Annotated in this window: 23 protein-coding genes; 9 read left to right on the top strand and 14 right to left on the bottom strand. The window is 68.6% G+C overall.

Annotated features, from left to right (window positions below; translation table 11 throughout):
* Positions 1 to 6 precede the first annotated feature (6 nt).
* The 4 genes from xth to KIH07_RS20335 are packed head-to-tail and all read right to left on the bottom strand — an operon-like array spanning position 7 to position 3028.
* Positions 7 to 771, bottom strand: coding sequence for an exodeoxyribonuclease III (xth, locus tag KIH07_RS20350; RefSeq protein WP_226493700.1), 765 nt, complete (start codon positions 769 to 771; stop codon positions 7 to 9).
* Positions 772 to 787: 16 nt separating this feature from the next.
* Entirely contained in the window at positions 788 to 1291 is a 504-nt protein-coding gene (locus KIH07_RS20345) for a dihydrofolate reductase (RefSeq protein ID WP_226493699.1), read from the bottom strand.
* Between the two features lie 4 nt (positions 1292 to 1295).
* Positions 1296 to 2186, bottom strand: coding sequence for a DMT family transporter (locus tag KIH07_RS20340; RefSeq protein WP_226493698.1), 891 nt, complete (start codon positions 2184 to 2186; stop codon positions 1296 to 1298).
* Positions 2183 to 3028, bottom strand: a complete 846-nt coding sequence (locus tag KIH07_RS20335) for a thymidylate synthase (protein ID WP_226493697.1) — start codon at positions 3026 to 3028, stop codon at positions 2183 to 2185. The genes KIH07_RS20340 and KIH07_RS20335 overlap by 4 nt, the downstream gene beginning before the upstream one ends.
* Positions 3029 to 3164: 136 nt before the next feature.
* Between KIH07_RS20335 and KIH07_RS20330 the strand changes: the two genes are divergently transcribed.
* The gene (locus KIH07_RS20330) at positions 3165 to 3785 is read left to right on the top strand and encodes a glutathione S-transferase family protein (RefSeq protein ID WP_226493696.1); all 621 of its coding nucleotides are present in this window, start codon (positions 3165 to 3167) and stop codon (positions 3783 to 3785) included.
* 12 nt (positions 3786 to 3797) lie between these two features.
* Here the strand turns inward: KIH07_RS20330 and KIH07_RS20325 are convergent, their stop codons facing one another.
* Genes KIH07_RS20325 through KIH07_RS20315 form a run of 3 tightly spaced genes read right to left on the bottom strand, consistent with a single transcriptional unit; the run spans position 3798 to position 6902 of the window.
* Positions 3798 to 4955 (bottom strand): MFS transporter, encoded by a 1158-nt coding sequence (locus KIH07_RS20325; RefSeq protein WP_226493695.1) that lies wholly within the window; start codon positions 4953 to 4955, stop codon positions 3798 to 3800.
* A 49-nt stretch (positions 4956 to 5004) separates the two neighbouring features.
* Positions 5005 to 6429, bottom strand: a complete 1425-nt coding sequence (locus tag KIH07_RS20320; RefSeq protein WP_226493694.1) for an FAD-binding oxidoreductase — start codon at positions 6427 to 6429, stop codon at positions 5005 to 5007.
* Positions 6426 to 6902: a DUF2069 domain-containing protein gene (locus tag KIH07_RS20315; protein WP_226493693.1), complete on the bottom strand. Its 477-nt coding sequence runs from the start codon at positions 6900 to 6902 to the stop codon at positions 6426 to 6428. The genes KIH07_RS20320 and KIH07_RS20315 overlap by 4 nt, the downstream gene beginning before the upstream one ends.
* Before the next feature lie 48 nt (positions 6903 to 6950).
* Here KIH07_RS20315 and KIH07_RS20310 point away from each other — a divergent pair, with 48 nt between their 5' ends.
* The gene (locus tag KIH07_RS20310; RefSeq protein WP_413465780.1) at positions 6951 to 8240 is read left to right on the top strand and encodes a YihY family inner membrane protein; all 1290 of its coding nucleotides are present in this window, start codon (positions 6951 to 6953) and stop codon (positions 8238 to 8240) included.
* 20 nt (positions 8241 to 8260) lie between these two features.
* Here KIH07_RS20310 and KIH07_RS20305 read toward each other — a convergent pair whose 3' ends face one another.
* Both KIH07_RS20305 and KIH07_RS20300 read right to left on the bottom strand, forming a co-directional pair.
* Complete coding sequence (locus KIH07_RS20305; protein ID WP_226493692.1) at positions 8261 to 9547, bottom strand: cytochrome P450; 1287 nt, start codon at positions 9545 to 9547, stop codon at positions 8261 to 8263.
* Between the two features lie 62 nt (positions 9548 to 9609).
* A complete protein-coding gene (locus KIH07_RS20300; RefSeq protein WP_226493691.1) occupies positions 9610 to 11130 on the bottom strand; it encodes a PLP-dependent aminotransferase family protein in 1521 nt (506 codons plus the stop codon).
* Positions 11131 to 11324: 194 nt separating this feature from the next.
* Here KIH07_RS20300 and KIH07_RS20295 point away from each other — a divergent pair, with 194 nt between their 5' ends.
* Positions 11325 to 11696, top strand: coding sequence for a DUF2917 domain-containing protein (locus KIH07_RS20295; RefSeq protein WP_226493690.1), 372 nt, complete (start codon positions 11325 to 11327; stop codon positions 11694 to 11696).
* 3 nt (positions 11697 to 11699) lie between these two features.
* Here the strand turns inward: KIH07_RS20295 and KIH07_RS20290 are convergent, their stop codons facing one another.
* Positions 11700 to 12521 (bottom strand): alpha/beta fold hydrolase, encoded by an 822-nt coding sequence (locus tag KIH07_RS20290; protein ID WP_226493689.1) that lies wholly within the window; start codon positions 12519 to 12521, stop codon positions 11700 to 11702.
* Between the two features lie 115 nt (positions 12522 to 12636).
* Positions 12637 to 13938: an O-acetylhomoserine aminocarboxypropyltransferase gene (locus KIH07_RS20285; RefSeq protein WP_226493688.1), complete on the bottom strand. Its 1302-nt coding sequence runs from the start codon at positions 13936 to 13938 to the stop codon at positions 12637 to 12639.
* 158 nt (positions 13939 to 14096) lie between these two features.
* Here KIH07_RS20285 and KIH07_RS20280 point away from each other — a divergent pair, with 158 nt between their 5' ends.
* Positions 14097 to 14564: a CBS domain-containing protein gene (locus KIH07_RS20280; RefSeq protein ID WP_226493687.1), complete on the top strand. Its 468-nt coding sequence runs from the start codon at positions 14097 to 14099 to the stop codon at positions 14562 to 14564.
* Positions 14565 to 14729: 165 nt separating this feature from the next.
* Here the strand turns inward: KIH07_RS20280 and KIH07_RS20275 are convergent, their stop codons facing one another.
* Positions 14730 to 15938 (bottom strand): polyhydroxyalkanoate depolymerase, encoded by a 1209-nt coding sequence (locus KIH07_RS20275; RefSeq protein WP_226494772.1) that lies wholly within the window; start codon positions 15936 to 15938, stop codon positions 14730 to 14732.
* A 133-nt stretch (positions 15939 to 16071) separates the two neighbouring features.
* On the opposite strand from KIH07_RS20275, the gene KIH07_RS20270 reads away from it, so the two are divergent.
* From KIH07_RS20270 to KIH07_RS20255, 4 genes are all read left to right on the top strand, one after another.
* Positions 16072 to 16728 (top strand): glutathione S-transferase, encoded by a 657-nt coding sequence (locus KIH07_RS20270; RefSeq protein ID WP_226493686.1) that lies wholly within the window; start codon positions 16072 to 16074, stop codon positions 16726 to 16728.
* Positions 16729 to 16998: 270 nt separating this feature from the next.
* Positions 16999 to 18099 carry a chorismate synthase gene (gene aroC / locus KIH07_RS20265; protein WP_226493685.1) on the top strand — a complete coding sequence of 367 codons (1101 nt, stop codon included), beginning with the start codon at positions 16999 to 17001 and terminating at the stop codon, positions 18097 to 18099.
* 54 nt (positions 18100 to 18153) lie between these two features.
* Positions 18154 to 19323 (top strand): MFS transporter, encoded by a 1170-nt coding sequence (locus tag KIH07_RS20260; RefSeq protein WP_226493684.1) that lies wholly within the window; start codon positions 18154 to 18156, stop codon positions 19321 to 19323.
* Between the two features lie 36 nt (positions 19324 to 19359).
* Entirely contained in the window at positions 19360 to 20745 is a 1386-nt protein-coding gene (locus KIH07_RS20255) for a tetratricopeptide repeat protein (protein ID WP_226493683.1), read from the top strand.
* A gap of 153 nt (positions 20746 to 20898) precedes the next feature.
* On the opposite strand, the gene KIH07_RS20250 is transcribed toward KIH07_RS20255, so the two are convergent.
* Both KIH07_RS20250 and KIH07_RS20245 read right to left on the bottom strand, forming a co-directional pair.
* Positions 20899 to 22410, bottom strand: a complete 1512-nt coding sequence (locus tag KIH07_RS20250) for a rhomboid family intramembrane serine protease (protein WP_226493682.1) — start codon at positions 22408 to 22410, stop codon at positions 20899 to 20901.
* Between the two features lie 133 nt (positions 22411 to 22543).
* Positions 22544 to 23362 (bottom strand): TetR/AcrR family transcriptional regulator, encoded by an 819-nt coding sequence (locus KIH07_RS20245; protein WP_226493681.1) that lies wholly within the window; start codon positions 23360 to 23362, stop codon positions 22544 to 22546.
* On the opposite strand from KIH07_RS20245, the gene KIH07_RS20240 reads away from it, so the two are divergent.
* Entirely contained in the window at positions 23294 to 24316 is a 1023-nt protein-coding gene (locus KIH07_RS20240) for a saccharopine dehydrogenase family protein (RefSeq protein ID WP_226493680.1), read from the top strand. The two genes, KIH07_RS20245 and KIH07_RS20240, sit on opposite strands and share 69 nt — an antisense overlap.
* The last annotated feature ends 66 nt before the right edge of the window (positions 24317 to 24382 follow it).

The raw sequence follows: 24382 nt of genomic DNA, 5'->3' as shown, positions 1-24382 counted from the left end.
CGGTTGTTATCCGAGTGTCAGAACCACCGGCGCGTGGTCGCTGGGGCGCTCGTTCTTGCGCGGCGCCTTGTCGATCCCGCAAGCCGTGGTGCGGGCCTTCAGCGCTTCGCTGATCAGGATGTGGTCGATGCGCAGGCCACGGTTGCGGCGGAAGGCGAGGTCGCGGTAGTCCCACCAGCTGTAGTTTTTCTCGGGCTGCGGAAACAGGCGCACCGCGTCGCACAGGCCCAGGCCGATGAGCGCCTGCAGATGGGTGCGCTCTTCGGTCGTGCAGTGGATGGTTTCACGCAGGCCCACCGGGTCCCACACATCGGCGTCGTCGAAGGTGATGTTGTAGTCGCCCATCAGCACCAGTTGCGGGTGTGCGGCCATTTCGGTGCGCACCCAGTCGCGCAGCGCATCAAGCCAGCGCATCTTGTAAGCAAACTTTTCGCTGCCGGGTTCCTGGCCGTTGGGAAAGTAGGCACCGATCACCCGCACGCCGTCGATGGTGGCGCACAGCACGCGCGATTGTTCGTCGGCGAAACCCGGGATGTTCCTGATGACCTCGCTGGCGGGTGCCTTGCTCAGCAGCGCCACGCCGTTGTAGGTCTTCTGCCCGAAGCACTGCGCCTGGTAGCCGATGTCGGCGAACGCCTGCGTGGGAAACTTGTCGTCGGCGAGCTTGAGCTCCTGCAGCGCCAGCACGTCCACCGGGTTCGCGGCCAGCCAGTCCAGCACCTGGGGCAGGCGCACGGTGAGCGAGTTGATGTTCCAGGTGGCGAGCTGCATGGTGTGTCGGGCCGGTTCAGGGCTGGCGGGTGTAGGTGACGAAGGCGAACGGCAGACCGTTGACCGAGATATGGGTCTCGCGCGTGCTCTCTTTCCACTCGGGGCCGAAAACCGGGGCGAAGGCATCGCCCTCGAAATCCCGCGCGATCTCGGTCACCACGGCACTGCTGGCCAGCGGCTGGGCCTGGGCGTAGATCTGCGCGCCGCCGATCACCCAGGCGTCGGTGCCGGGCGGGCAGGCCGCCAGGGCCTCGGACAGTGAGCAGGCGCGGGTGGCGCCGTCGGCCTGCCAGCCCGCGTCGCGGGTGATCACGATGTTCAGGCGCCCCGGCAGCGGGCGGAACTTCGGCGGCAGCGAGTCCCAGGTCTTGCGGCCCATGATCACCGGGCAACCCAGCGTGGTGCGCTTGAAATGCGCCATGTCCTCGGGCAGGTGCCAGGGCAGGGCGTTGTCCTTGCCGATCACGCCGTTGGCGGCGCGGGCGAAGATGAGATGCAGTCGGGTGGCTTGGGCGGGCATGGCGCTATTGTGCCGCCGCCGCTTTGCGTGCGGGCCACAGCACGCTGGCAATCGCCAGCATCACGAAGACCATGGCCAGCCAGTCCTGCCAGTGCGGCACTTCGCCCACGATGACGGTGGCGCTGAGCGTGCCCACCAGCGGGATCGCCATCACGCTCATGGCGCTGGTGGCCGGCGGCAGGTCGCGCGCCATGCCGAACCAGATCAGCTGCGCCAGGCCGTAGTTGATGAGCGCGCCGTAGGCCAGGCTGGTCCACATCATGGGGGTGAACGTGGCCGGTTGCGGCAGCGGCTCCAGCGTGAGCGCCAAGGCCCACAACACACCACTGCCCAGCAGCAGCATCCAGACCGTGACCACCATGGGCGTGAGCGTGAGGTGGGCGCGGCGAAACATCAGCGTGCCCAGCGCCCAGGACGCGGCGGCCCCGAGCATCCAGACCACGCCCGCGGGGCGACCCGAGAGGCGCTGCAGCTCGTGCCACAGCAGCAGGGCGATGGCGAGCGCCACGCAGACCACCGCCAGGCGCACGCGCGGCGTGATGCGTTCGCCGAAGAAGGCCGCGCCGATCAGCACCGTGAAGATGGGCATGGTGAAGCCCAGGATGGCCGCGCGACCCGACGCCAGTTCCTGCACGCCGAAGATGGACAGCGTGTGCCAGCCCAGCACGTTGGGCAGGCCGAGCCAGGCGATGGCGGCCCACTCGCGCCCGGTCGGGCGCATGCGCTCGCCTTGGGCGGCCACGTAGACGAACAGCCAGGCCGCGCCGATCAGCATGGTGCTGGCGCGGAAATACAGCGGGCTCAACTGCTGCAGCGAGAGTTTCATCATGGGCCAGTTGACACCCCACATGAGCGTGAGGGCCAGCAGCGCCCAGAGCTGGCGGCGGGTGATCAAACCGCGACGGGTGCTTTGATGGCCGGGTGGCTCTCGTAGCCGAGCACCTCGAAATCCTCGTACTCGTAATCGAAGATCGAAGCCGGTCGGCGCTTGATGTTCAGCGTGGGGTAGGCGAAGGGCGTGCGGCTCAGCTGAAGCGCCACCTGCTCGTGGTGGTTGCTGTAGATGTGGCAGTCGCCGCCGGTCCAGATGAAGTCGCCCACGTCCAGGTCGCACTGCTGCGCCACCATGTGGGTGAGCAGGGCGTAGCTGGCGATGTTGAAGGGAACGCCGAGGAAGATGTCGGCGCTGCGCTGGTAGAGCTGGCAACTGAGCTTGCCGCGCCCGCCGGGTTCGGTGGCCGGTGCCACGTAGAACTGGAAAAAGGCGTGGCAGGGCATGAGTGCCATCTTGTCCAGCTCGGCCACGTTCCAGGCGCTCACGATGATGCGGCGCGAGTCGGGGTTGGTCTTGAGCGTCTGCATGACGTCGGCGATCTGGTCGATGTGGCCGCCGTCGGGCGTGGGCCAGCTGCGCCACTGCACCCCATAGACCGGGCCGAGGTCGCCGTCGGCGCGCGCCCATTCGTCCCAGATGGTGCAGCCGCGTTCCTGCAGCCATTTCACGTTGCTGTCACCGCGCAGGAACCACAGCAGTTCGACGATGATGGCCTTGAGGAACACCTTCTTGGTGGTCACCAGCGGGAAACCTTCGTTCAGGTCGAAGCGCATCTGGTGGCCGAACACGCTCTTGGTGCCGGTGCCGGTGCGGTCGCCTTTGTGCACGCCGTTCTCAAAGACGTGGCGCATGAAATCTTCGTATTGAGAACGCACGGGGCGCAGGGGGAGGTGGTCGGTCATGGGGCAACTTCGGTGGGCAACGGGCGGGCCAAACCGCGATTGTGCCCGCTCCACATCACCCCTGCGCCGGGGTGGACCGGTACGCGCCAGCCGGCTACGATGCGACCTCGTTGTACCGCCCACAGGAGACCTCGCCATGTCTTCACTCACGCTCTACACCAACCCCCAATCCCGCGGCCGCATCGCGCACTGGATGATGGAAGAACTGGACGAGCCCTACGAAACCGTCTGGCTGGACTACGGCACCACCATGAAGGCGCCGGATTACCTGGCGGTCAACCCCATGGGCAAGGTGCCGGCGCTGCGCCATGGCGACGCGGTGGTGACCGAGGCGGCGGCCATCTGCGCCTACCTGGGCGACCGGTTCCCGGAAAAAGGCCTGGTCCCGCCGCCCGACTCGCCGGCCCGGGCCGACTACTACCGCTGGCTGTTTTTCGCCGCCGGGCCGCTGGAGCAAGCGGCCGTGGCGCGCGCGCTCGGCTGGGAGGTGCCCGAGGGCCGCAGTGTGATGGTGGGCTTCGGCAGTTACGCCGACACGATGCATGCACTGGAGCTCGGGCTGTCGAAGGGGCCGTACGTGTGCGGTGAGCAGTTCACCGTGGCCGATGTTTACGTGGGGTCCAGCCTGGTCTGGGGCCTGATGTTCGGCACCATCGAGAAGCGGCCGGTGTTCGAGGCCTATGCCGCGCGGGTGCGGGCGCGGCCGGCCTGGCAGCGCTCGGCCCGGATCAACGAGGCACGCATCAAACCCACGTGAGGTCACACCGTCTCAGGTCAGCCGGTCGAGGGCGCGGGTCGCCCACAGCAGGGCGATCAGCAGCAGCACCACCACCGGTATCACCGCGCCGAGCCCGACCCAGGTGGCCAGCAGGCCAAACGCCGCCGGGATGACCGAGCCGCCCGCGTAGGCGGCCATCATCTGCCGGCCAATCACCGTGCGCGCCACGTCCGCCGGAAAGCGCCGCGCGGCCTCGTGCATCAGCGAAGGAAACACGGGGGCGCAGCCCAGGCCCATGAGCACCAGGCCGGCCAGCGACAGCGCCGCCGGCAGACCCGGCAGGGCGAACAGCACAGCGCCCACCAGGGCCAGCGTGACCCCCAGGCCCACCAGCCGCCGGTTGCCCAGGCGGTTGGACACCAGGCCGACGCCAAAACGCCCGGCGGTGATGGACCCAAAATACACCGAGACCCAGAAACCCGACTGGGCCAGGTTGGTGCCCCGGTGGACCAGGATGCTGGCGGCCCACAGGCCGGTGCCCATCTCGGCCGCCACGTAGAACAGGAAACACAGCGGCGCCAGCCACAGGGCGCGGCGCGCGACCGGTTTGAACACCACGGGCGGCTCGTCCGCCGCAGCGGCATCGGTCGGGTGGCTGCGTTCGCGCCGCCAGAGCGACAGCGTGGCCCAGAGCAGCGCGGCCAGCGTGAGCTGGGCCAGCCCGAGGGTGAGCACACCGCGGGTCCAGCCGCCCGGGCCGGCGAGCGCCAGGCCCATCACGGCCGGGCCGGTGGTGGCCCCCACACCCCAGAAGCCGTGCAGCCAGTTCATGTGGCGCGACGAGTAGTGCGCGGCGACGAAGTGGTTCAGGCTGGCATCGACCGCGCCACCGCCCGCGCCCAGCGGAATGCCCAGCAGCACCAGCCAGGCAAACGAGGGTGCGACGGAGAAGCCCACCAGGGCCAGCGCGGTCATCAGGCAACTGGCTGCCACCACCACGCCGGTGCCCACCCGCGCGACGATGCGCCCGGCAAAGCCGGCGCTGAGGGCGGCGCACACCGTCATGGTGATGGTTAGCACGCCCACGGCGGCCAGGGGTTGGCCCATGTCGGCCCGCATAGCCGGCCAGATCACGCCCATGACGGCGTCGGGCAGCCCCAGGCTGACGAAGGACACGTAGACGATGGCGAGCAGGAGCAGGTGGGCCAAGCAGCGAATCTCGGGGTGTGCAAGGGGGCAGGTGGCCCCGCTGCCGGGTTCAGGGCAACAGCACGCGCCCGGGGTTGAGCAGGTTCTGCGGGTCCAGCGCCTGTTTGATGGAGCGCATCAGGGCCAGCGCCACCGGGTCTTTGTAGTGCGGCAGCTTGTCCACCTTGAGACTGCCAATGCCGTGCTCGGCACTGATCGAGCCTTTGAACCGTGCCACCGCGTCGAACACCAGGGTGTTCACACGCGCTTCCTGCTCGCGCAGGAAGGCCTTGGGGTCGCCATCGGCCGGCGCCTGCACGTTGTAGTGCAGGTTGCCGTCGCCCAGGTGGCCGAAGTTGACCAGGCGCACGCCCGGAATCTCGCGCTCCAGCAAGGCATCGGTCTCTTCGCAGAAGGCCGGGATGCTGGACACCGGGATGCTGATGTCGTGTTTGATGTTCAGGCCTTCTTCGGCCTGCGCCAGCGGAATGCTCTCGCGGATGTGCCAGAGCGCGTGCGCCTGCTGCAGGCTCTCGGCCACCACGGCGTCGCTCACCACGCCATTCTCGAACGCGGTTTCCAGCAGGCGCTCGAACTGCGCGCGGGCGTGCTGTTCGGACTCGCTGTCGCTGTTTTCCAGAAGAACGCAATAGGGGGTGTCTTCCCACAGCGGCGCGCGCTGCTGCGGGAAATGTTTCGCCACCAGGCCCAGCGCGAACTGGCCCATGACTTCGAAGCCGGTGAGGCCCGCGCCCAGGTGCTGGTGCGCCAGGCCGAGCAGGGTCACCGCCGTTTCCAGCGAGGGCACGGCGGCCCAGGCCGTGAGCGTGGCGGCGGGCAGCGGGTAGAGCTTCATGGTGGCCGCGGTGATGATGCCCAGCGTGCCCTCGCTGCCGATGAACAGATCGCGCAGGTCGTAGCCGGTGTTGTCCTTGCGCAGGCCGCTCAGGCCGTGCCAGACCTCGCCCTGCGCGGTCACCACTTCGAGGCCCAGGCAGAGTTCGCGCGCGTTGCCATAGCGCACCACCTGCGTGCCGCCAGCGTTGGCGGCCAGGTTGCCGCCGATGGTGCAGCTGCCTTCGGCCGCGAGCGAGAGCGGAAACAGGAAACCGGCCTTCTCGGCCGTTTCCTGCAGCGTCTGCAGCACGCAGCCGGCCTCCACCGTCATGGTGAGGTTGGCGCTGTCGATGGCGCGCACAGCGTTGAGCCGCGTGAGGCTGAGCACCACCTGCGTGCCGCTGCCGTCGGGCACCGAGCCCACCACCAGGCCGGTGTTGCCGCCTTGCGGCACGATGGACGCACCCGCGGCGGCGCAGGCCCTCACCACCGCGGCCACCGCGGCCATGCTGCCCGGGCGCACCACGGCCAGGGCCCGGCCATGGGCGCGCTGGCGCCAGTCCCGCTCCCAGGCGCTCAGATCGGTGGCGGGGTCTTCGTGCGTGAGCACGTGGGGCGCCCCCACGATGCCCCGCAGTTCGTTGAGCAAGGTATTCATGCGTGTGGGGACGGCGTTGCCACGGGATCGGCCGCGGCGTTGGTGGCGGCCGCGTGGCGGGCCTTGTCGGCTTCCACCGCGTCCTTGCCCGCGGCGCGCAAGCGCATGCGCACGTGCAGCGCGCAGGCCACGAACAGCGCCACGCACAGCAGCACCTCGATGCCGGCCAGCGCGGCGGAAAGCCCGCTCTCGCTGGTGGCGCGCACCGCGCCTTCGGTGAAATAGACCCACACCAGCAGGCTGAGCCAGCGGTAGGTGTACATGCGGTTCTTCAGCAGCCCGGCCAGCGGCAGGGTCAGCGGCAGCACCTTGAGCACCAGCCACGAACCACCCGGGCGCAGCGGTGCGAGCCAGAGTTCCCAGGCCAGGCCCAGCACGATCAGACCCAGCAGGCTGCCCACGGCAAGCCAGCGCGTGGCGCGCACGGCGGGCGCCGGGTTGGAGGCAGGAGAAACAAGGGTGGGATCGGGCATGACGGGGAGGGGCGCGGACGCGTGATGGGCAAATGGCATGATACCGGGATGACCCTGATCGAGCGTCTGCGGACGATGGAAACCCTCTTGCGCGAACTGTGGCGCGACACGCTGAAATTCCCCTGGCGCAACACCGCTTTCACGCTGCGCGAGCGCTTTCGCGAAGACCGCCTGGGCGTGACCGCCAGCAGCCTGACCTTCACCACCACCATCTCGCTGGTGCCACTGTTCACCGTGGCGCTGGCCATCTTCAGCGCCTTCCCCATGTTCGACCGGCTGCAGGCCACGCTGCAGCGCTGGCTGATCCAGAGCCTGGTGCCCGACAACATCGCCAAGCAGGTGCTGAGCTACCTCAACCAGTTCGCCAACAAGGCCGGGCAGATGGGCTGGGCCGGCGCGCTGGTGCTGCTGGTGACCGCGCTGGCCCTGATCCTCACCATCGACCGCAAGCTCAACGACATCTGGCGCGTGCGCCAGGCGCGTTCCCTGACCCAGCGCGTGCTGGTGTACTGGGCGGTGCTGACCCTGGGGCCGCTGCTGCTGGCCGGCAGCCTCACCGCCACTTCCTACGCCCTGACCATCTCGCGCGGCGTGGTGTCGTTCATGCCGGGCGGCATCCGCCTGCTGCTGGATTCGGTGCAGTTCGCGCTGGTGACCGGCGGGCTGGCCGCGCTCTACCGCTACGTGCCCAACACCCATGTGCGCTGGAGCCATGCGCTGGTGGGTGGCGCCTTCGTGGCCATCGGCCTGGAGCTGGCCAAGAAGGCGCTGGCTCTGTACCTGGCGCAGGTGCCCACGTATTCGGTGGTGTACGGCACCTTCGCCACCGTGCCGATCCTGCTGGTGTGGTTCTACGTGGCCTGGGTGATCGTGCTGCTGGGCGCGGTGGTGGCCGCCTACCTGCCCAGCCTGCTCTCGGGCGTGGCGCGGCGCGGCGACAGCCCAGGCTGGAATTTCCAGCTGGCGCTGGAGCTGCTGCAACAGTTGCACCGCGTGCGCGACGACGCGCCCAAAGGCATGGGCCTGTCGGCCCTGGCCCAGGTGCTGCGGGTGGACGCGCTGCAGCTCGAAGAGCCGGTGGCGGCGCTGGTGACGCTGGACTGGCTGGGCCGGCTGGACGAAGAGGACGAGCGCTATGTGCTGCTGGTGGACCCGGCGGCGACCCCGATGGCGCCCCTGCTGGACCGCCTGCTGCTGGCGAGCAGGCCCGGCAACGCGCGCTTCTGGTCAGAAAGCCGCTGGTCGCAGATGACCCTGGCGCAGGCGCTGGCGCAAACCCCCGACGTGGCGGAGGACCCGCACGGGGCGGGGACCGGACCGTCGGTCGCTGCCGGCTGATCCGATCCGCTGGGTGCCGCTCAGCGCAGGCTGAACGGCGCGCGCAGAAAGCCGCGAAAGCGCGCCCGCCCGCCGCGCACCGGCGCCTGGCTGAGCCGGACGTCCGGGAAGCGCTGCAGAAAGCGGCCGATGGCGATGCGGCCTTCGAGCCGCGCCAGGCTCAGGCCCGCGCACTGGTGGATGCCGAAGCCGAACGCCAGGTGCTTGTTGCCCTCGCGTTGCAGGTCCAGCGTCTCGGGCCGGGCGAACTGCGCCGGATCGCGGTTGGCCGCGCCGATGCACAGCGTGACCAGCGCGCCCGCGGGCAAGTCCACACCGCCCACCTGCGTGGCCTTCAGGGCGCGCCGGTTGCCGAGCTGGTTGGAGGATTCGAAGCGCAGGAACTCGTCCACCGCGAGCGTGAGCAGCTGTTCCTGCGCGGCGGCATCACCCGCCGTGGCCCGCAGATCGGCCAGCAGACCGGCTTTGGCCGCCGGGTTTTCTTCGAGCAGGATCAGGCCGTTGCCGATCAGGTTGGTGGTGGTCTCGTGGCCGGCGTTGAGCAGGAAGATGCAGTTCTGCAGGAGCTCGACCTCGCTGAGCTTTTCGCCATCCACCTCGCCCTGGATCAGGCGCGTGAGCACGTCGCGCTCCGGGTCGCCGGGGCGCTGGCGGCGCTCGACCACCAGGGTGCGCAGGTAATCCAGCATCTCGGTCACGCTCTGGTTGCCCAGCGCGTGCTGCGCGGGCGACACCACCGGCTCCAGCGCGCCCAGGATGGCGAGCGACCAGGCGCGCAGCGGCCCGCGGTCTTGGTGCGGCACGCCCAGCAGGTTGCCGATGATCTCCACCGGAATGGCCGAGGCGAAGTCTTCGATCAGGTCGCCGCCGCCCTGGTCGGCGATGCGGTCGAGCAGGCTGTCCACCAGCGTCACCAGCCCGGGCTCCATGTCGGCGATGGCGCGGCGCGTGAGGGCGCCCATGATGAGCTTGCGCACGCGGGTGTGCAGCGGCGGGTCGTTGAACACCAGACTGGTGGTGTGGTGCTCGTACAGCGGCGAGTCCGCGCCGTACTTGGGCGCGAACTCGACGTGTTTGTCGGAACTGAAGGTGGCCGCGTCGCGGTACACCGCCACCAGGTCGGCGTAGCGGGTGAGGAACACCGAGCCGTCGGGCATGTGGCGCACCGGTTCGTGCTCGCGCAGGGCGGCGTACACCGGGTAGGGGTTGGCCAGGAAGTCGGCGGGCAGGGCACGCAGGTCGAAGGCGGTGGCGATCTCGCGCGCCCGCGCCGCGCTCATGGGTGGGGTGATCGGGTCGTGAAACATGGTGCGGCCATTGTGGCCGCGGGCGCTGGAACGCGGGTGCTGGTTTTCCCGCCGGGAGGCGCTCAAGCGCGCCGCAGGACCGGGGGCGTCGGGCTGGCGGCGGGGCGCTCCAGCATCTGGCGCGCGAGCTCGCCGATGCGCGCCAGGGCCTGCATGGTGAGAGCGTTCCAGGGGCCCGAGAAGTTCAGGCGCAGGCAGTTGCGGTAGCGGTCGGTGGCGGTGAACAGTTCGCCCGGGCCGAAGGTGATGCCTTCGCTGGCGCAGCGCCGGAACAGGTCCATGCTGCCGATGGCCGGATGCAGCTCCAGCCACAGCGTATCGCCCGATGGCGGGTTGCTCACGCGCGTTCCCGGGGGGAAGTGGTGTGCGATCAGATGCCGGGCCTCGTTCCGGCGCTGCCGCATGTCGGCGCTGAGGCGGCGCAGGTGGGCTTCGTAGCTGCCCTGGGTGAGCAGGTCGGCCAGGGCCTCTTCCAACACCACGTTCGTGGCCGCGCCCTGCAGCCGCTTGTGGGTGGCGATGGCATCGCGCCAGCGACCCGCCGCCACCCAGCCCAGGCGGATGCCCGGCGTCAGGGTCTTGGCGAACGAGCCGCAGATCATGACGTTGCCCTCGGTGTCGTAGGCCTTGGCGGCCTTGCGCCGCTCGTCGCCGGCCAGCAGGTCGTTGAACACCACGTCTTCGATCAGGGGCACCTGCCGGCGGGCCAGCAACTGCACCAGGCGCTGCTTGGCCGACAGCGGCATCACCGAGCCCAGCGGGTTGGACAGCGTGGGGGCCGCGAGCACGGCCTTGATGGGTTGCGTGTCCAGCGCCAGCTCCAGCGCGGGCAGCGAGAGCCCGGTGGCCGGGTGGGTGGGGATCTCCAACACCCGCAGGCCCAGGGACTCGATCAGGTCGAGGTAGCCAAAAAAGGTCGGAGACTCCAGCGCCACCACGTCGCCCGGCTGCGTGACGGCGCGCAGGCACAGGCTGACCGCCTGGGTGCAACTGGCGGTGATGACGATGTCCGACGCATCGAGCGCGCAGCCCAGGTGCAGGGCGCGCTGCGCCACCGCCGCGCGCAGCGCGGGCCGCCCGGCATCGGCCTTGTTGTATTCGGTCAGGCTGCGCCGGTGCACGCGCGAGGCGCGGCCCACGGCCACGCGCAGGCGCTCGTCGTCGAACAGGTCACTGCTCTGCGGTGTGAACCCCCCAAAACTGGCGCGGTCACCGGGCTGGTGGAGCAGGGCGAAGGCTTCGGAACGGCTCTGCCGCTCCAGCAGAAAGCTGCGTTGCGGTGGTGCGCTCAGGCTGGGCTGGGCGATGCGCTGGGCGCGCCTCACGAAGTAGCCGGCCTTGGGGCGCGCCTGCACCAGGCCCTGCTCCTCCAGCTGGCGAAAGGCCTGCATGGCGGTCGAGATGGACACGCCCTGCGTCAGCGCCGTCTCGCGCACCGAGGGCAGTCGTTGGCCGGCCTTGAAGGTGCCGCTGTGGATGAGCTGCGCCAGTGTCTGCGCGATCTGCTGGTACAGCGGCAGGGTGGGGGCGGGGCTGGCCGACGGGGCCGGACACAGCGTGAGGGTGGGGGGCGGCGCTGGCATGGCGTTTCCATGCTAACCCAGTGCGCGGTCGCCGTCGGGTCCGGTGGCTGGCACCGACCGGTACAGATGGGGTCGAAAGAGACCACACAGATGCGGCCTGCACGGATCTGGCAGGGCGCAAATTGGCCATCTGTGTGCCTGTTGCGAACGGGCGCAAACCGGGACAGTAGAGCCTCATTCACAGGAGGCACGCCATGCACCCCACCGCCCAGACCACCCGCTTGTTGCCGCGCCAGACGCGCATGATCGACGCCAGCGCCGGCATGCGCCTGAGGGTGGTCAGCGGCCACTTCTGGCTGACCCAGCCCAACGCCGCGCAAGACCTGTTTCTCGGCCCCGGCGCCAGCATCGACCTGCTGCAGGACTGGATACTGATCGGCGCCGACGCGGGGCCCCGCCCGTCCGAGGACGCGCCGGCCTGCTACAGCGAGTACCTGCTGACGCCGCTGGTGGAGCCGGTGCCACGCCATGGCTGGAGCGCGGCCGCCTGGCGCACTTTGCGCCGATGGGCCCGCCAGGCCGCGGCGGCGACCCGCAGCGCCTGGCCGAGCGCCTTCGCCAAATGAGCCTCAGCGGCTTCGGAGGAAGTCGCGGATGGCGAACAGCGTGGCGTCGGGCGTTTCCGTCATCTGGTGGTGGCCGACCGGCAGGCTCTCCACCCGCACGGTCTTGCCCGCCGCCTGAGCAGCCTTGATGAGCCCCTGCGCGGCTTTGGGTTGCGTCATCTGGTCCTGGGCGCCGAGCAGGAACAGCACCGGGCAGGTGATGACCGCGACGGCCGCTTCGCCGCCCGCGTACCGGTCGCAGGCCACGAAACCGCGGTGGAACACGTTCACCGCCGGGTTGCTGGCCAGCACGCGCCGCCCCAGCGCCATGCTCGCGCCGTAGACCCAGGTGCCGGGGCCGAGTGCCGAGGGTGGGGCGGCCAGGGTGCTGCGCGAGAACACGTTGACCATCTTGAGCGCCTTCTCAGGCTCGTTGAGCGAGGCTTCGATCAGCGCAGGCGACACTTTCATGGGGTAGGCCGTGCCCACCAGCACCAGGTGGCTCACCCGGTCTTTCAGGCGCGCGGCGGCTTCGAGCGCGATCAGCGAGCCCCAGCTGTGGCCGATGAGCGCGGAGCGCTGCACGCCGGCCGCGTCGAGCAGCGCGCCGATGAAGTCGGCCGCTTCTTCCACCGAAGACGGTGCTTCACCACCGCTCTTGCAGTGGCCGGGCAGGTCCACCGCCAGCACGTTCCAGCCGTGGTGGGCCAGGTAGCGGCTCTGCAGGATCCAGACGCTGTGGTCGTTGAGCACGCCGTGGATGAAGACGGCGGTGGGTTTGGCGGCATCGAAGGGCTTGCCCCCGGTGTAGCAGTAGGTCTGGGCGCCGTTGACGATCAGATGCATGAAATCACTCCAGTGAGGCGAAAGTGATGCGCGCCAGCGGCATCCGTGGAACCGGCTTTGCCGGGCCACAGGATGCGTCCCCCAGGGGGGAAGCCGCGCAGCGGCGCAGGGGGGATCAACACTTCTCGGCGGCCTTCAAGGCACGCTTGAGGTCGTCGATCAGGTCGTCCGGATCCTCCAGCCCGATGGACAGGCGGATCGTGCCGGGGCCGATGCCGGCGCCGGCCAACGCCTCGTCGCTCATGCGGAAGTGCGTGGTGCTGGCCGGGTGGATCACCAGCGAGCGGCAGTCGCCCACGTTGGCCAGGTGGCTGAAGAGCTTGAGCGCTTCGATGAAAGCCTTGCCCTGTTCGCGCGAGCCCTGGATGTCGAAACTGAACACCGAGCCTGCGCCTTTCGCGCCGTGTTTCAGCAGCTTCTGGGCCAGCGCGTGGCTGGGGTGCGATTCGAGCAGCGGGTGGCCCACACGGCCGACCAGCGGGTGGCTGGCGAGAAACTGCACCACCTTCTCGGTATTGCCCATGTGGCGCTCCATGCGCAGCGGCAGTGTTTCGATGCCCTGCAGGATCAGCCAGGCGCTGTGCGGGCTCAGGCAGGCGCCGAAGTCGCGCAGGCCTTCGCGGCGCGCGCGCAGCAGGAAGGCACCCACGGTGCTTTCTTCGCTGAAGGTCATGCCGTGGAAGCCGTCGTAGGGCTCGGTGAGCTCGGGGAATTTCCCCGAGGCCTCCCAGTCGAAGCTGCCGCCATCGACCACCACACCGCCGATCACGGTGCCGTGGCCGCTGAGGAACTTGGTGGCCGAGTGGTAGACCAGATCGGCGCCGTGCTCGAAGGGTTTGATGAGGTAGGGCGTGGTCAGCGTGCTGTCCACCAGCAGCGGCACCCTGGCTTCGTGCGCGATCTGCGCCACGGTGGGAATGTCCAGCACGTCCAGGCCCGGGTTGCCCACGGTTTCGCCGAACAGCAGCCGGGTGTTGGGCCGCACGGCGGCACGCCAGCCGTCGATGTCGCCGGGTTTCACGAAGGTGGTTTCGATGCCGAAGCGGCGCAGCGTGTAGTGCAGCAGGTTCTGGCTGCCGCCGTAGAGCGCCGTGCTGGCGACGATGTGCGAGCCCGCACCCATGAGTGTGGCGATGGACAGGTGCAACGCGGCCTGGCCGCTGGCCACCGAGATGGCGCCGATGCCGCCTTCGAGCGCGGCCATGCGCTGCTCGAACACCGCATTGGTCGGGTTGCTGATGCGGCTGTAGACGTGGCCCGCGCGCTCCAGGTTGAACAGCGAGGCCGCGTGGTCGCTGGACTCGAAGACGAAGGAGGTGGTGAGGTGGATCGGCACGGCGCGCGCGCCGGTCGCGTCGGGCGTGGCGCCAGCGTGCAGCGCCAGCGTGTCAAAGCCGGGGTCGGAATAACCGGGCATGAAGTTGTCTCCGTCAAAGGGTGGTTGCCCCGGGGCTTGGGGGACTCCCGGGGCAGGGTTCGCGTGGTGTCCACAGCGTGGGGATTTTGCGCATTGTGGGCTATATTCCCATGCATGCCAGCCCGACTGGCGACACCGGAAACCCGAGGAGAACAGCCATGAAAGTCAGTGACATCCTGCGCGTCAAGGGCGGAACGCTTTACACCTGCCAGCCCGACGAGCCTCTGGTCAAGGCCATCGAGATCATGGCGGAGTTCGACATCGGCTCGCTGGCCGTCATGGAGCACGGTGAGCTGGTGGGCATGCTCACCTTCCGCGAGGTCATCCACACCCTGGCGAAAAACGGCGGCTCGGTCGGCACCCGGCAGGTGCGTGGTGTCATGGACGACCACCCCATGAGCTGCACGCCCGAAACGGAACTCGACCAGGTGCGCCCCATGATGCTGGAGCGCCACACCCGCTACATGCCGGTCATGGACAACCGCATGCTGATGGGCGTGATCAGCTTCTACGACGTGGCCAAGGCCGTGGTGGACAGCCAGAACTTCGAGAACAAGATGCTCAAGGCCTACATCCGCGACTGGCCGGAAGAAGAAACCGGCAAGAACGAGTCCAACTTTCCCTGATCGGCTCCGATCCCCAAGACAAAACGCCCCGCATGCCGGGGCGTTTTGCATGGCTGCGGCGTTTGAGCGAGCTGCCTGCAACCCAGAAGACCGCGGAACCGGCTTTGCCGGGCCGCAGGTGTTGCCCCCAGCAGGGGGGTGACGCGCGCAGCGCGGCGCGGGGGGTTACATCGTGCGATGGATCATGTCCCGCACCAGCGGGTAGATCTGCTGGTTCCAGCGCCGGCCGCTGAACACGCCGTAGTGGCCCACACCGGTCTGCACGTGGTGGGTCTTGAGGTAGGGGCGCACGCTGCTGCACAGGTCCTGCGCGGCCACGGTCTGGCCCACGGCGCAGATGTCGTCGCGCTCGCCTTCGACCGTCATGAGCGCGGTGCGGCGGATGGCGGCCGGGTTGACCGTGCGGCCCTTCCAGGTGAGCACGCCGCGTGGCAGGTCGTAGGTCTGGAACACCTTGGCCACCGTCTCCAGGTAGAACTCGGCCGGCAGGTCGTTCACCGCGAGGTACTCCTCGTAAAAGTCCTGGATCACGCCGGCCTCTTCGGTGCGGCCGGCGAGCAGGTGGTCGTAGATGTGGTGAAACGACTGTCTGTGGCGGTCCGGGTTCATGGCCATGAAGGCCGAGAGCTGCACGAAGCCGGGGTAGACGCGGCGCATGAAGCCGGCGTGCGGCAGCGGCACGTGGCTGATCAGGTTCTTCTCGAACCAGCCGATGGGCTTGCTGGTGGCCAGGCGGTTGACCTCGGTGGGGTTGACGCGGCAGTCCACCGGACCGGCCATCAGCGTGAGGCTGCGGGGCTGGGCCGGGTGGTCGTCTTCCGCCATCAGCGCGGTGGCGGCCAGCGCGGCCACGCAGGGCTGGCACACCGCCACCATGTGGCTGCCGGGGCCGATGGCCTCGGTGAAGCGCATGAGGTAGCTGACGTAGTCGTCGAGCGAAAAACCGCCATGGCGCAAGGACACGTCGCGCGCGTTGTGCCAGTCGGTGATGTAGACGTCGTGGTCCTGCAGCAGGGTGCGCGCGGTCTCGCGCAGCAAGGTGGCGAAATGGCCCGAGAGCGGCGCCACCAGCAACACCGGCGGCTGGGCCTCGGCGCCTTCCTTGCGAAAGTGCAGCAGGGTGCCAAAGGGCAGGGTGAGCACCGCCTCTTCGCGCACCGGGTGCATGCGCTCGCCGGTCTGTACCTGCTGGATGTTGTAGGGCGGGCGCGAGTGGGTCAGGCGCAGGCGCGAGAGCACGTCGCAGGCCGCGGCCATCTTGCGCACCAGGGTGCCCTCGGTCTGGCGCAGCCACAGCGTGGCGCTCAGGTGCTGGGCCAGCAGACGCAGCGGCGAAATCAGGTCGGACTGGAGTTGGTAAGCCTGATACATCATGGGTTTTTCCTGGGCATCGTGAGCGGGTGCAGGCAAGTAGCGGGCCAGCGGCCAGCGCACCGGGCCGGTGCACGTGGCGGCGGTGGGTGTGGCACAGCCCTTGCTCGGGATGGGGCACCAGAGGAGGGTTCCCATGGCCAAAGCGGTACTCACGATCAGCAGCAAGAACTACGGTGCCTGGGCCTTGCGCGGCTGGCTCATGGCCCGCTTCGCGAAGCTGGACTTCACCGAACACGTGATCCCGCCCGACGACCCGGCCATGAGGGCCGAGATCCTGCTGCTCTCGGCCTCGATGCGCGTGCCGGCGCTGGAGCACGACGGCGTGCACGTCTGGGACACGCTGGCCATTGGCGAATACCTGAATGAAATCAAGCCCAAGGCCGGACTGCTGCCGGCCGATCGCGCGGCGCGCGCGCATTGCCGCGCGATCTGTGGCGAGATGCACTCGGGTTTTTCCGCCCTGCGCTCGTCGCTGCCGATGAACATCAAGGCGCATTTCCCGAACCACAAGCTCTGGTCACGCGCCCGCACCGACGTCGACCGCATCGAAGCGATCTGGACCGAGTGCCTGCAGACCTACGGTGGGCCCTACCTGTTCGGTGCCAGGCCCTGCATCGCCGACGCGATGTTCGCGCCGGTGGTCACGCGCTTCATCACCTATGCCGTGGCGCTCGATGAGGCCTGTGTGGGCTACTGCGACACCATCATGGCGCTGCCGGCGATGAAGGAATGGGTGGCGGCGGCGGAGGCCGAACCGGACGACATTGATGAGCTGGAAGCGGAGTTTTAGTGGGGGCTTGCCGGCTCCCTGGTGCTCGTTGCTTTCTCTCGCCACCGCCTTTTGCCTTTTGTGCCCGCATGTTGGCAGGCCTTCGGCCACCGGGTGAGGGGCGCAGCGAAGTCAAGGAGGAGGGGCGGCGCAGCCGACCCGGGGGGCATTCGCGGAGCCTCTCACCCGGTGGCCGAAGGCCACACAAACCCGGTGGCCTGAATTCTGGCGCAGGCGCGCAACAGACGGGTCCACGCCTGCACCATCGGTGCCTCTGGGATAATCCGGTGCATGAGCGGCAACACCTTCGGCACCCTGTTTTGCGTCACCAACTTTGGTGAATCCCACGGCCCGGCCATCGGCTGCGTGATCGACGGTTGCCCGCCGGGCATGGCACTGAGCGAGGCCGACATCCAGGGCGACCTGGACCGCCGCCGCCCAGGAACGTCGAAGTTCGTCACCCAGCGCAGCGAACCCGATGCGGTCGAAATCCTCAGCGGCGTGTACGAGGGCAAGACCACCGGCACGCCCATCGCCCTGCTGATCCGCAACACCGACCAGCGCAGCAAGGACTACGGCAACATCCTGCAGACCTTCCGCCCCGGCCACGCCGACTACGCCTACTGGCAGAAGTACGGCATCCGCGACCCGCGCGGTGGCGGCCGCAGCTCGGCCCGCCTGACCGCGCCCACCGTGGCCGCGGGCGCGGTGGCCAGGAAATGGCTTAAGGAGCGCTACGGCGTCACGTTCAAGGCCTGCATGACGCAGATCGGCGACGTGGTGATCCCGTTCGAGAGCTGGGACCATGTGCCCCACAACCCGTTCTTCGCGCCGGTGGCCGACGTGTCGGTGCTGGAGGACTACATGAACGCGCTGCGCAAGAGCGGCGACTCCTGCGGCGCGCGTCTGCGTGTGACGGCGCAGGGCATGCCGGTGGGCCTGGGCCAGCCGCTGTACGACAAGCTCGACGCCGACATCGCCTACGCGATGATGGGTCTGAACGCCGTCAAGGGCGTGGAGATCGGTGCCGGGTTCGCCAGCGTGACCCAGCGCGGCAGCACCCACGGCGACGCGCTCACGCCCGAGGGCTTCGTGGGGAACAATGCCGGCGGCACGCTCGGCGGCATCAGCACCGGGCAGGACCTGGATGTGTCGATCGCCATCAAGCCCACCAGCTCGATCCTGATCCCGCGCGATAGCATCGACGTGGCCGGCGCGCCCACGGAGGTCATCACCAAGGGCCGGCACGACCCCTGTGTCGGTATCCGCGCCGCGCCCATCATCGAGGCGCTGCTGGCGCTGGTGGTGATGGACCACGCGCTGCGGCACCGTGCCCAGTGTGGCGATGTGAAGGTTGAGACACCGGACATCGCCGCGGCTGGCCGGGGCTGATTCAGACCGTCGTTGCGTGCGCCAACCCCACCCGTTCGGGCCATGCGCTGATTCATGAGCGCTCGCAAACAGCTGTTCCCCTTTGCCGCGCTCTCGGCCAGCTATTTCGCGCACATCGGCTTTTTCAACCCCTACCTGCCGCTGTGGCTCAAAGAGCTGGGCTTCAGCCTGATCGCCATCAGCGTGCTCACTTCCGTGCAGTCGGCCACGCGGCTGTTCGCACCCTACGCCTGGGGCGCGCTGAGCGACCACACGGGCGAGCGCGTAAAGCTGCTGCGCTACGGCGCCACCGTGGCGCTGCTGCTGTCCATCGGTTTGTGGTTCCCGCTCGGCGGCGTGGCCCTGTTCGTGGTGCTGCTGCTCATGTTCACCCACACCAGCGCCATGATGCCCATGAGCGAAGCCGCGCTGGCGCACCTGGTGAGCCAGGGCGGGGCGTTTGATGCGAAGCGCTACGGCCGCGTGCGGCTCTGGGGCTCGCTGGGGTTCCTGATCACCGTGATGGTGACGGGCTGGTGGTTCGAGCGCTTTGGCATGGGCCACTTCCCGGCCTGGACGCTGGCGACCCTGGCCGCCGTGGTGGTGAGCGTGTGGCTGCTGCCCGATTTCAAGGAAGCCACGCACCACGACGACGCGCACCCCGACATCTGGCCGCTGCTGCGCCAGCCGGCGGTGCGCTGGTTTTTCGCGGCCGTGTTCTTTCACGTGCTCGCGCACATCTTCATCTACGTCTTTCTCTCGCTCTACCTCGACTCGCTGGGCTACAGCAAGACGTTGATCGGCCTCTTGTGGGCCGTTTCGGTGCTGATCGAGATCGGCTGGTTCGTCGCCCAGGGGCGTTGGCTGCCGCTGCTCTCGCTGACCGGCTGGCTGGTGCTCGCGTCCGCGCTGATGGTGCTGCGCATGGGCCTGACCGCAGGCTTGCCGCTGGTGTGGCCGCTGCTGCTGGCCGCGCAGGCGCTGCATTCCATCACCTTCGCCGCGCACCACACGGTCTGCATCGCGCTGCTCTCGCACCACTTTCCCGGCCGGCTGCGTGGGCGCGGGCAGGCGCTCTACACCGTGATCGGCTACGGCCTGCCGGGGTTGCTGGGCGGTCTGGGGGGCGGGGTGCTGAGTTCGGCGTATGGCTTGTCCAGCGTGTTCTGGCTCGCGAGCGCGTTGGCGGCGGTCGCCACGCTGTGCGCCGTGCGGTTGCGGCGGCTGGACCACCGGCCGGGGTAGGTGGCCCGACCGCAGGCACAATGGAATTGTTACCTGATGTTTCTGCTGTCACACACCACCATGCGTTCCAACAACCAGCCCATTGCCCCGTCCACCAGCGCCCGCGCTCCAAAGTCCCCGCCGAAGATCCCGCCGTTCTGGCACCGGCTCAACGCATTTTTCCTGTTCCCGTTCCAGCCCCGGCCGCTCATGTACGCGGTGTTCCTGTCGCTGTGTTCCTTCGCGGTGACCATGTCCCCGCTGATCGGGTTTTTCGCCGTCGTGGGCATTCTGCTGGCCACGGCGCGCTACAGCTTCAAGGTGGCGGCCATGGCGTCGATGGGCTTGCTGCGCAGTTCGGACTACGACAGCGCGCAGAGCGATCCCGCCTGGACCAACCTGCCCTGGAAGTTCCTGGGCGTGTTGATGGTTCACGGGCTGCTCATCTCGATCCTGGCCTCGGCCAGCGAAGGCCTGGGCTCGATCGGCAACGTGATCTCGTCCCTGCTCATGCCGGCCACGCTGATGGTGCTGATCCAGACCTGCAGCTTTCGCAGCGCGATCAACCCCTCGGAGCTGATCCGTGCCATGGGGGCGGTGGGCATGCCCTACCTGCTGCTGTGCGTGTTCATGCTGCTGCTGAGCATGGGCATGCCGGTGGCCTGGGGGCTGTTGCTGCCGCTCGCGCCCAAAGGGCTGATCGCGCCGATGATCGCTTTTGTGGCGGTGTATTTCGCCTGGGTCAGTGCCAGCATGGTGGGCTACGTCATGTACCAGAACCACGACAACCTGGACATCGATCTGGTGCAGGACCCCGAGAGCGGGGACTCCGCGGGCGCGCGCCGGGCGGGTGCCTCCGGAGACGCGTTGGCCCGTGAACGCGATGCGGAAGTGGCCGGGCAGATCCGCGCCGGTCAGATCGCGGAGGCCCATGACATGGCCTACGACTGGCAGCGCGCCAACCCGGACAGCCTGGCGGACCAGCGCCGCTACCACCGTGTGCTGCTGTTGACCGACAAGAAGGACACGCTGGGGTGGTTCACGCAGAAGTTCATCCAGAACCTGCTCAAGGAAAAAAAGGGCCAGGAGGCCTTGCAGGTGCATGCGGCGACCTTGGTCAAGTCCCCCGACCTGGTGCTGGAGTCGGCAGATCTCACGCTGGAGCTGGCGCAACTGGCCTGGAAAGGCCTGGACGACAAACAGGCTTTCTCGCTGCTCAAGAGCTACGACAAACGCTACCCCCGCCACCCCACCATACCGCAGGCCTACGAACTGATCGCCCGCATCCTGCACCAGGGCCAGGGCCGCACCGAGCAGGCGCTGGCGGTGTACCGCGCGCTGCGAAAGAGCCACCCGCAACACGCCAGCACCCAGGAAGTGGCCTGGCTGCTGCGGGATCACACGGGGGAAGCGGCGCCGGCTGCGCCCCTGCGCTCGGCCTGAAAGCGCTGAGGCCTTCAGTCCAGCTGCTCCCCCGCGCAGCGCTCGACCCAAGACGCATGAAACGGTCCAATCCAGAGGCACCGCCGGGCCGGCTTTGCCGGACGGCCAGTGCCGCCCCCTTGAGGGGGTGACGCGAAGCGGCGCGGGGGTGTTTCATTTCTGTTTCTGTGCCAGCAACTGCGTGACCGGCGCCGCCGGTGCGTGGGCTTGAAGGGCCGGCAGCCAGCCCATGGCCGCTTCCCACTGGTTGCTCTGGGTCAGGCCGTTGACCAGCAAGGTGAGCGTGTCGGGCCACTTGGGGTGGACCGAGGTGCTCCGGTGCAGCAGCCCGGCCAGCCGCTGTGCGTCGTCCCAGGCGTGCAGCTTGACGAAGACCGGGACCAGATGCACCAGCGTGTTGGCACTCAGGCGCGGGCCGGGTTTTGCCAGCTTCAGGTAGGTGTGGAAGTGGGCGTGCGTGCGCTTGCGCGCGGCGTGGTCGGTGTCGGGCAAGGTCAGCAGCAGCTTGGCCGCGGCGTGGAACCCTTCGCTGTCGGGGAAATGCTGCGCCACCTCGAACCACGGCTCCAGCACCTGGGGATCGCGTGGCCGCAGCCGGGCGGCGCGGTGCCAGGCCTGGTTGGCGGCCGCGTAGTTCAGTTCATCGGTCAGACGCTGGGCGCGCTGGATGCTGGCCTGGACCTGGGTCTCGTCGTCGGACAGGGGGGCCGCGGCGGCGGGCATCAGGTTGGCGGGGGCATCGAGTGTCTTCACCGCCATCAGGGCCGCCATCAAGAGGGCCCCGCTCAGCAAGCCGCCAAAGTGGGCCATGTAGTCCACACCCTGGCCGCCCAGCCACTGCTGCAGCAGCTCATGGGCCATGTATACCGGCAGCATCACCAGCGCGGGCCACCGGGCGTAGTTGAAATAGAAGAACAGCAGGTAGAAGAACTGGATGCGCCGCAGCTTGTACATCACCACGTACATGGCCATCAGCCCCGCGATCGCTCCCGAGGCGCCCAGCCCATAGCCGGGCGTGCCCGCATGCGACCACAGCGAGACCGCTGAAGCCCCCAGTCCGCAGAGCAGGTAAAGCAGCAGGTACATCCAGGGGCCCAGGGCCATTTCCAGGGTGAAACCGAAGAGAAAGAGAAACACCATGTTGCCCAGCAGGTGGTCCACGCTGCCGTGCAGGAAGGTGGCGGTCAGCAAGGTCTCCGGCCGGTCCGTGAAGCCCCGGTCAAAGTACTGGGCCCAGCGCAGGGTGAAGGGCCGGGGCTCCGACGGCGTCATCCGCGCCCGCAGCCGTTGCCACTCGGCATGTTGCGGGTCGCTCTCCCGGATCACCTGGCCCGCCAGCAAGGCCTCGCGAAAGCCGGGCTCCTGCCACATGTCCTGGTACAGCAGGGCATGTTCCCGGTCTTTCCACATCGCCTGGGCCATCGCCAGATGGGTTTTTTCGTCGGGCGACTGCCTGGCCTTGCCCTCCAGGTGGCGGAGGTAGTGCGGCATCTCCAGCTCGGCCAGACCACTGCGGGCGTACCGCTCGGCATTGCGCTCCACCGCCCGTTCTTCCGGCGCCTGCCAGCCCCAGTACACCAGCATGTTGATGACGATGATGAGCACCGTCATCCAGGGTGGCGCGTGCCAGGTGGGCTTGTTGGCAAGGGGGATGGCAAAGAACATGGGGCCACATTGTGCCGGCGCCGTGGCTCCAGCCCGAGCACCCCGCCATCGACGAACCGGTCGGCGTTGCCCATTGACGCCGGTGTGTCGAGCGCGAACGCCTGCATCTGCCGCAGGCGGTCTGCCCTGGGCGCTACGAAGGGCGCGGCTGGCCGGCCCGCGCAGCGTCCAGCAGGGCCTTCAGTGCCGCCCGCAGCACGCCGGTGGCTTCGTCGGGGCTGAGCAGGCCCGAACTGACAAAGGCCCCATTCACCAACACGGCGAGCTGCGCGGCGAGTTCATCGGGCCGGGGGACGTTCAACCGCCACGCGATGTCCAGCAGATGGCCCCGCAGCGCCTGCATGTGTCGCCGCGACACCTGGCGGGCCGGATGGTCCTGCTCGGCGAACTCGGCGGCCACGTTGATCTGGGGGCAGCCGCGGTAGTTCGAGCGGGCGAGGCGTTCGCCGATCCAGCCCATGTGCGCGTCCAGTTCACCGGCGGGATCGTCGGGGAACCGCCGGGCCACGCTGTCCCACTGCGCCCAGAACTCGAGATCCTCCCGCTCCAGGAAGGCGACGATGAGGTCGTCCTTGGTGGGGAAATAACGGTACAGGCTGGTCTTGGCCACCGCCGCCTCCAGCACGACCAGATCGACACCGACCGCGCGCACGCCGCGCTCGTAGAACAGCCGGGATGCCGTGTCGAGGATGCGGTCACGGACCTCGGGTGCTGGCTCGGCCGTCGCGGAGCGTCTCGACGCCGGGCCGGAGCGGCCCGTGGGGGAAGGGTTTGGCGGTGAAGTGGGGGTGGTCGGCGTGGACATGCTTGACATGATACAGACCTGTCCGTAGTATTTGATGTACAGACAGGTCTGTATCGTTTGTTTTTCAAAGGACTCCACATGAATTCCATCAGCAAGTGCGTCGCCGTGGTTGGCGCCACGGGTCACACCGGTCAATTTGTCGTCCATGAAGCGCTCCGTCGCGGGCTGTCGGTGGTGGCCGTCGGGCGCAGCGCCGCCCGGCTCGACGAGACGATTCCTGAGGCAGTTCCCCGGCGCGTTGCCGAGCTCGACGATCCGGTCCGCCTGGAACAGGCTTTCGCCGGATGCGCGGTGGTCATCAACTGCGCGGGCCCGTTTCTCGACACTGCGGCGCCCGTGGCGCAAGCGGCGTTGCGGGCCGGCTGCCACTACATCGACGTGACGGCGGAGCAGCCCAGCGCACAGGCCAGTTTCACCGAGCTCGATGCGCCGGCGCGTGCGGCCGGCAAGGTCGTGATCCCGGCGGCGGCCTTCTATGGGGGCCTGGCCGATCTGCTGGCCAGCGCATTGGCGGGCGACGGCGAGATTGACGAGATCACGGTGGCCATCGCGCTGGACCGCTGGTGGCCCACCGCCGGTACGCGCAAGACCGGCGAGCGCAACACCGTGCCGCGCTTGGTCGTGAAAAACGGGCACCTGGCGCCGTTTGTGCCCTCGGCCGAGGTGCCCGACTGGGTGTTTTCCGCACCGCTGGGCCAGCAGGCCATGGTCGAGATTCCGTTCAGCGAAGTCATCACACTGGCCCATCACCTGAAGGTCGGCGAAATCCGCTCGCTAATCAACCGTTCGGCGCTGGCCGACATCCGCGACGCTTCGACGCCGCAGCCCACGGCGGCGGACGAGAGCGGGCGCTCGGCGCAGCGTTTCGAGCTGGTGGTGCGCCTCATCCAGGGTGGCCTCACCCGGACGGCCGGCGTGCGAGGGCAGGACATCTATGCCGTGACGGCGCCCATCGTGGTCGAAGCCGCCCTGCGTCTGCTGGCGCCCTCGTACCGGCGCAGCGGGGCGCTCTCGCTGGCGCAGGCGGTCGATCCGGTCGAGCTGCTGCGCGCATTGCACGGCCCGGCGCTGGACCTCTTCGGGGACGCGCTGCCCGGATAAGCCGCAAACCGCCCCTGCCCGCGCGGCAGGCCAGCGCCGCGCCGCCACCTCGGTCGGGCACGGGCG

The organism is Hydrogenophaga taeniospiralis, assembly GCF_020510445.1.
Lineage (GTDB): Bacteria > Pseudomonadota > Gammaproteobacteria > Burkholderiales > Burkholderiaceae_C > Hydrogenophaga.
The sequence above is the reverse complement of the archived record's forward strand: the minus strand, read 5'-3'. Positions and strand labels throughout refer to the sequence as shown.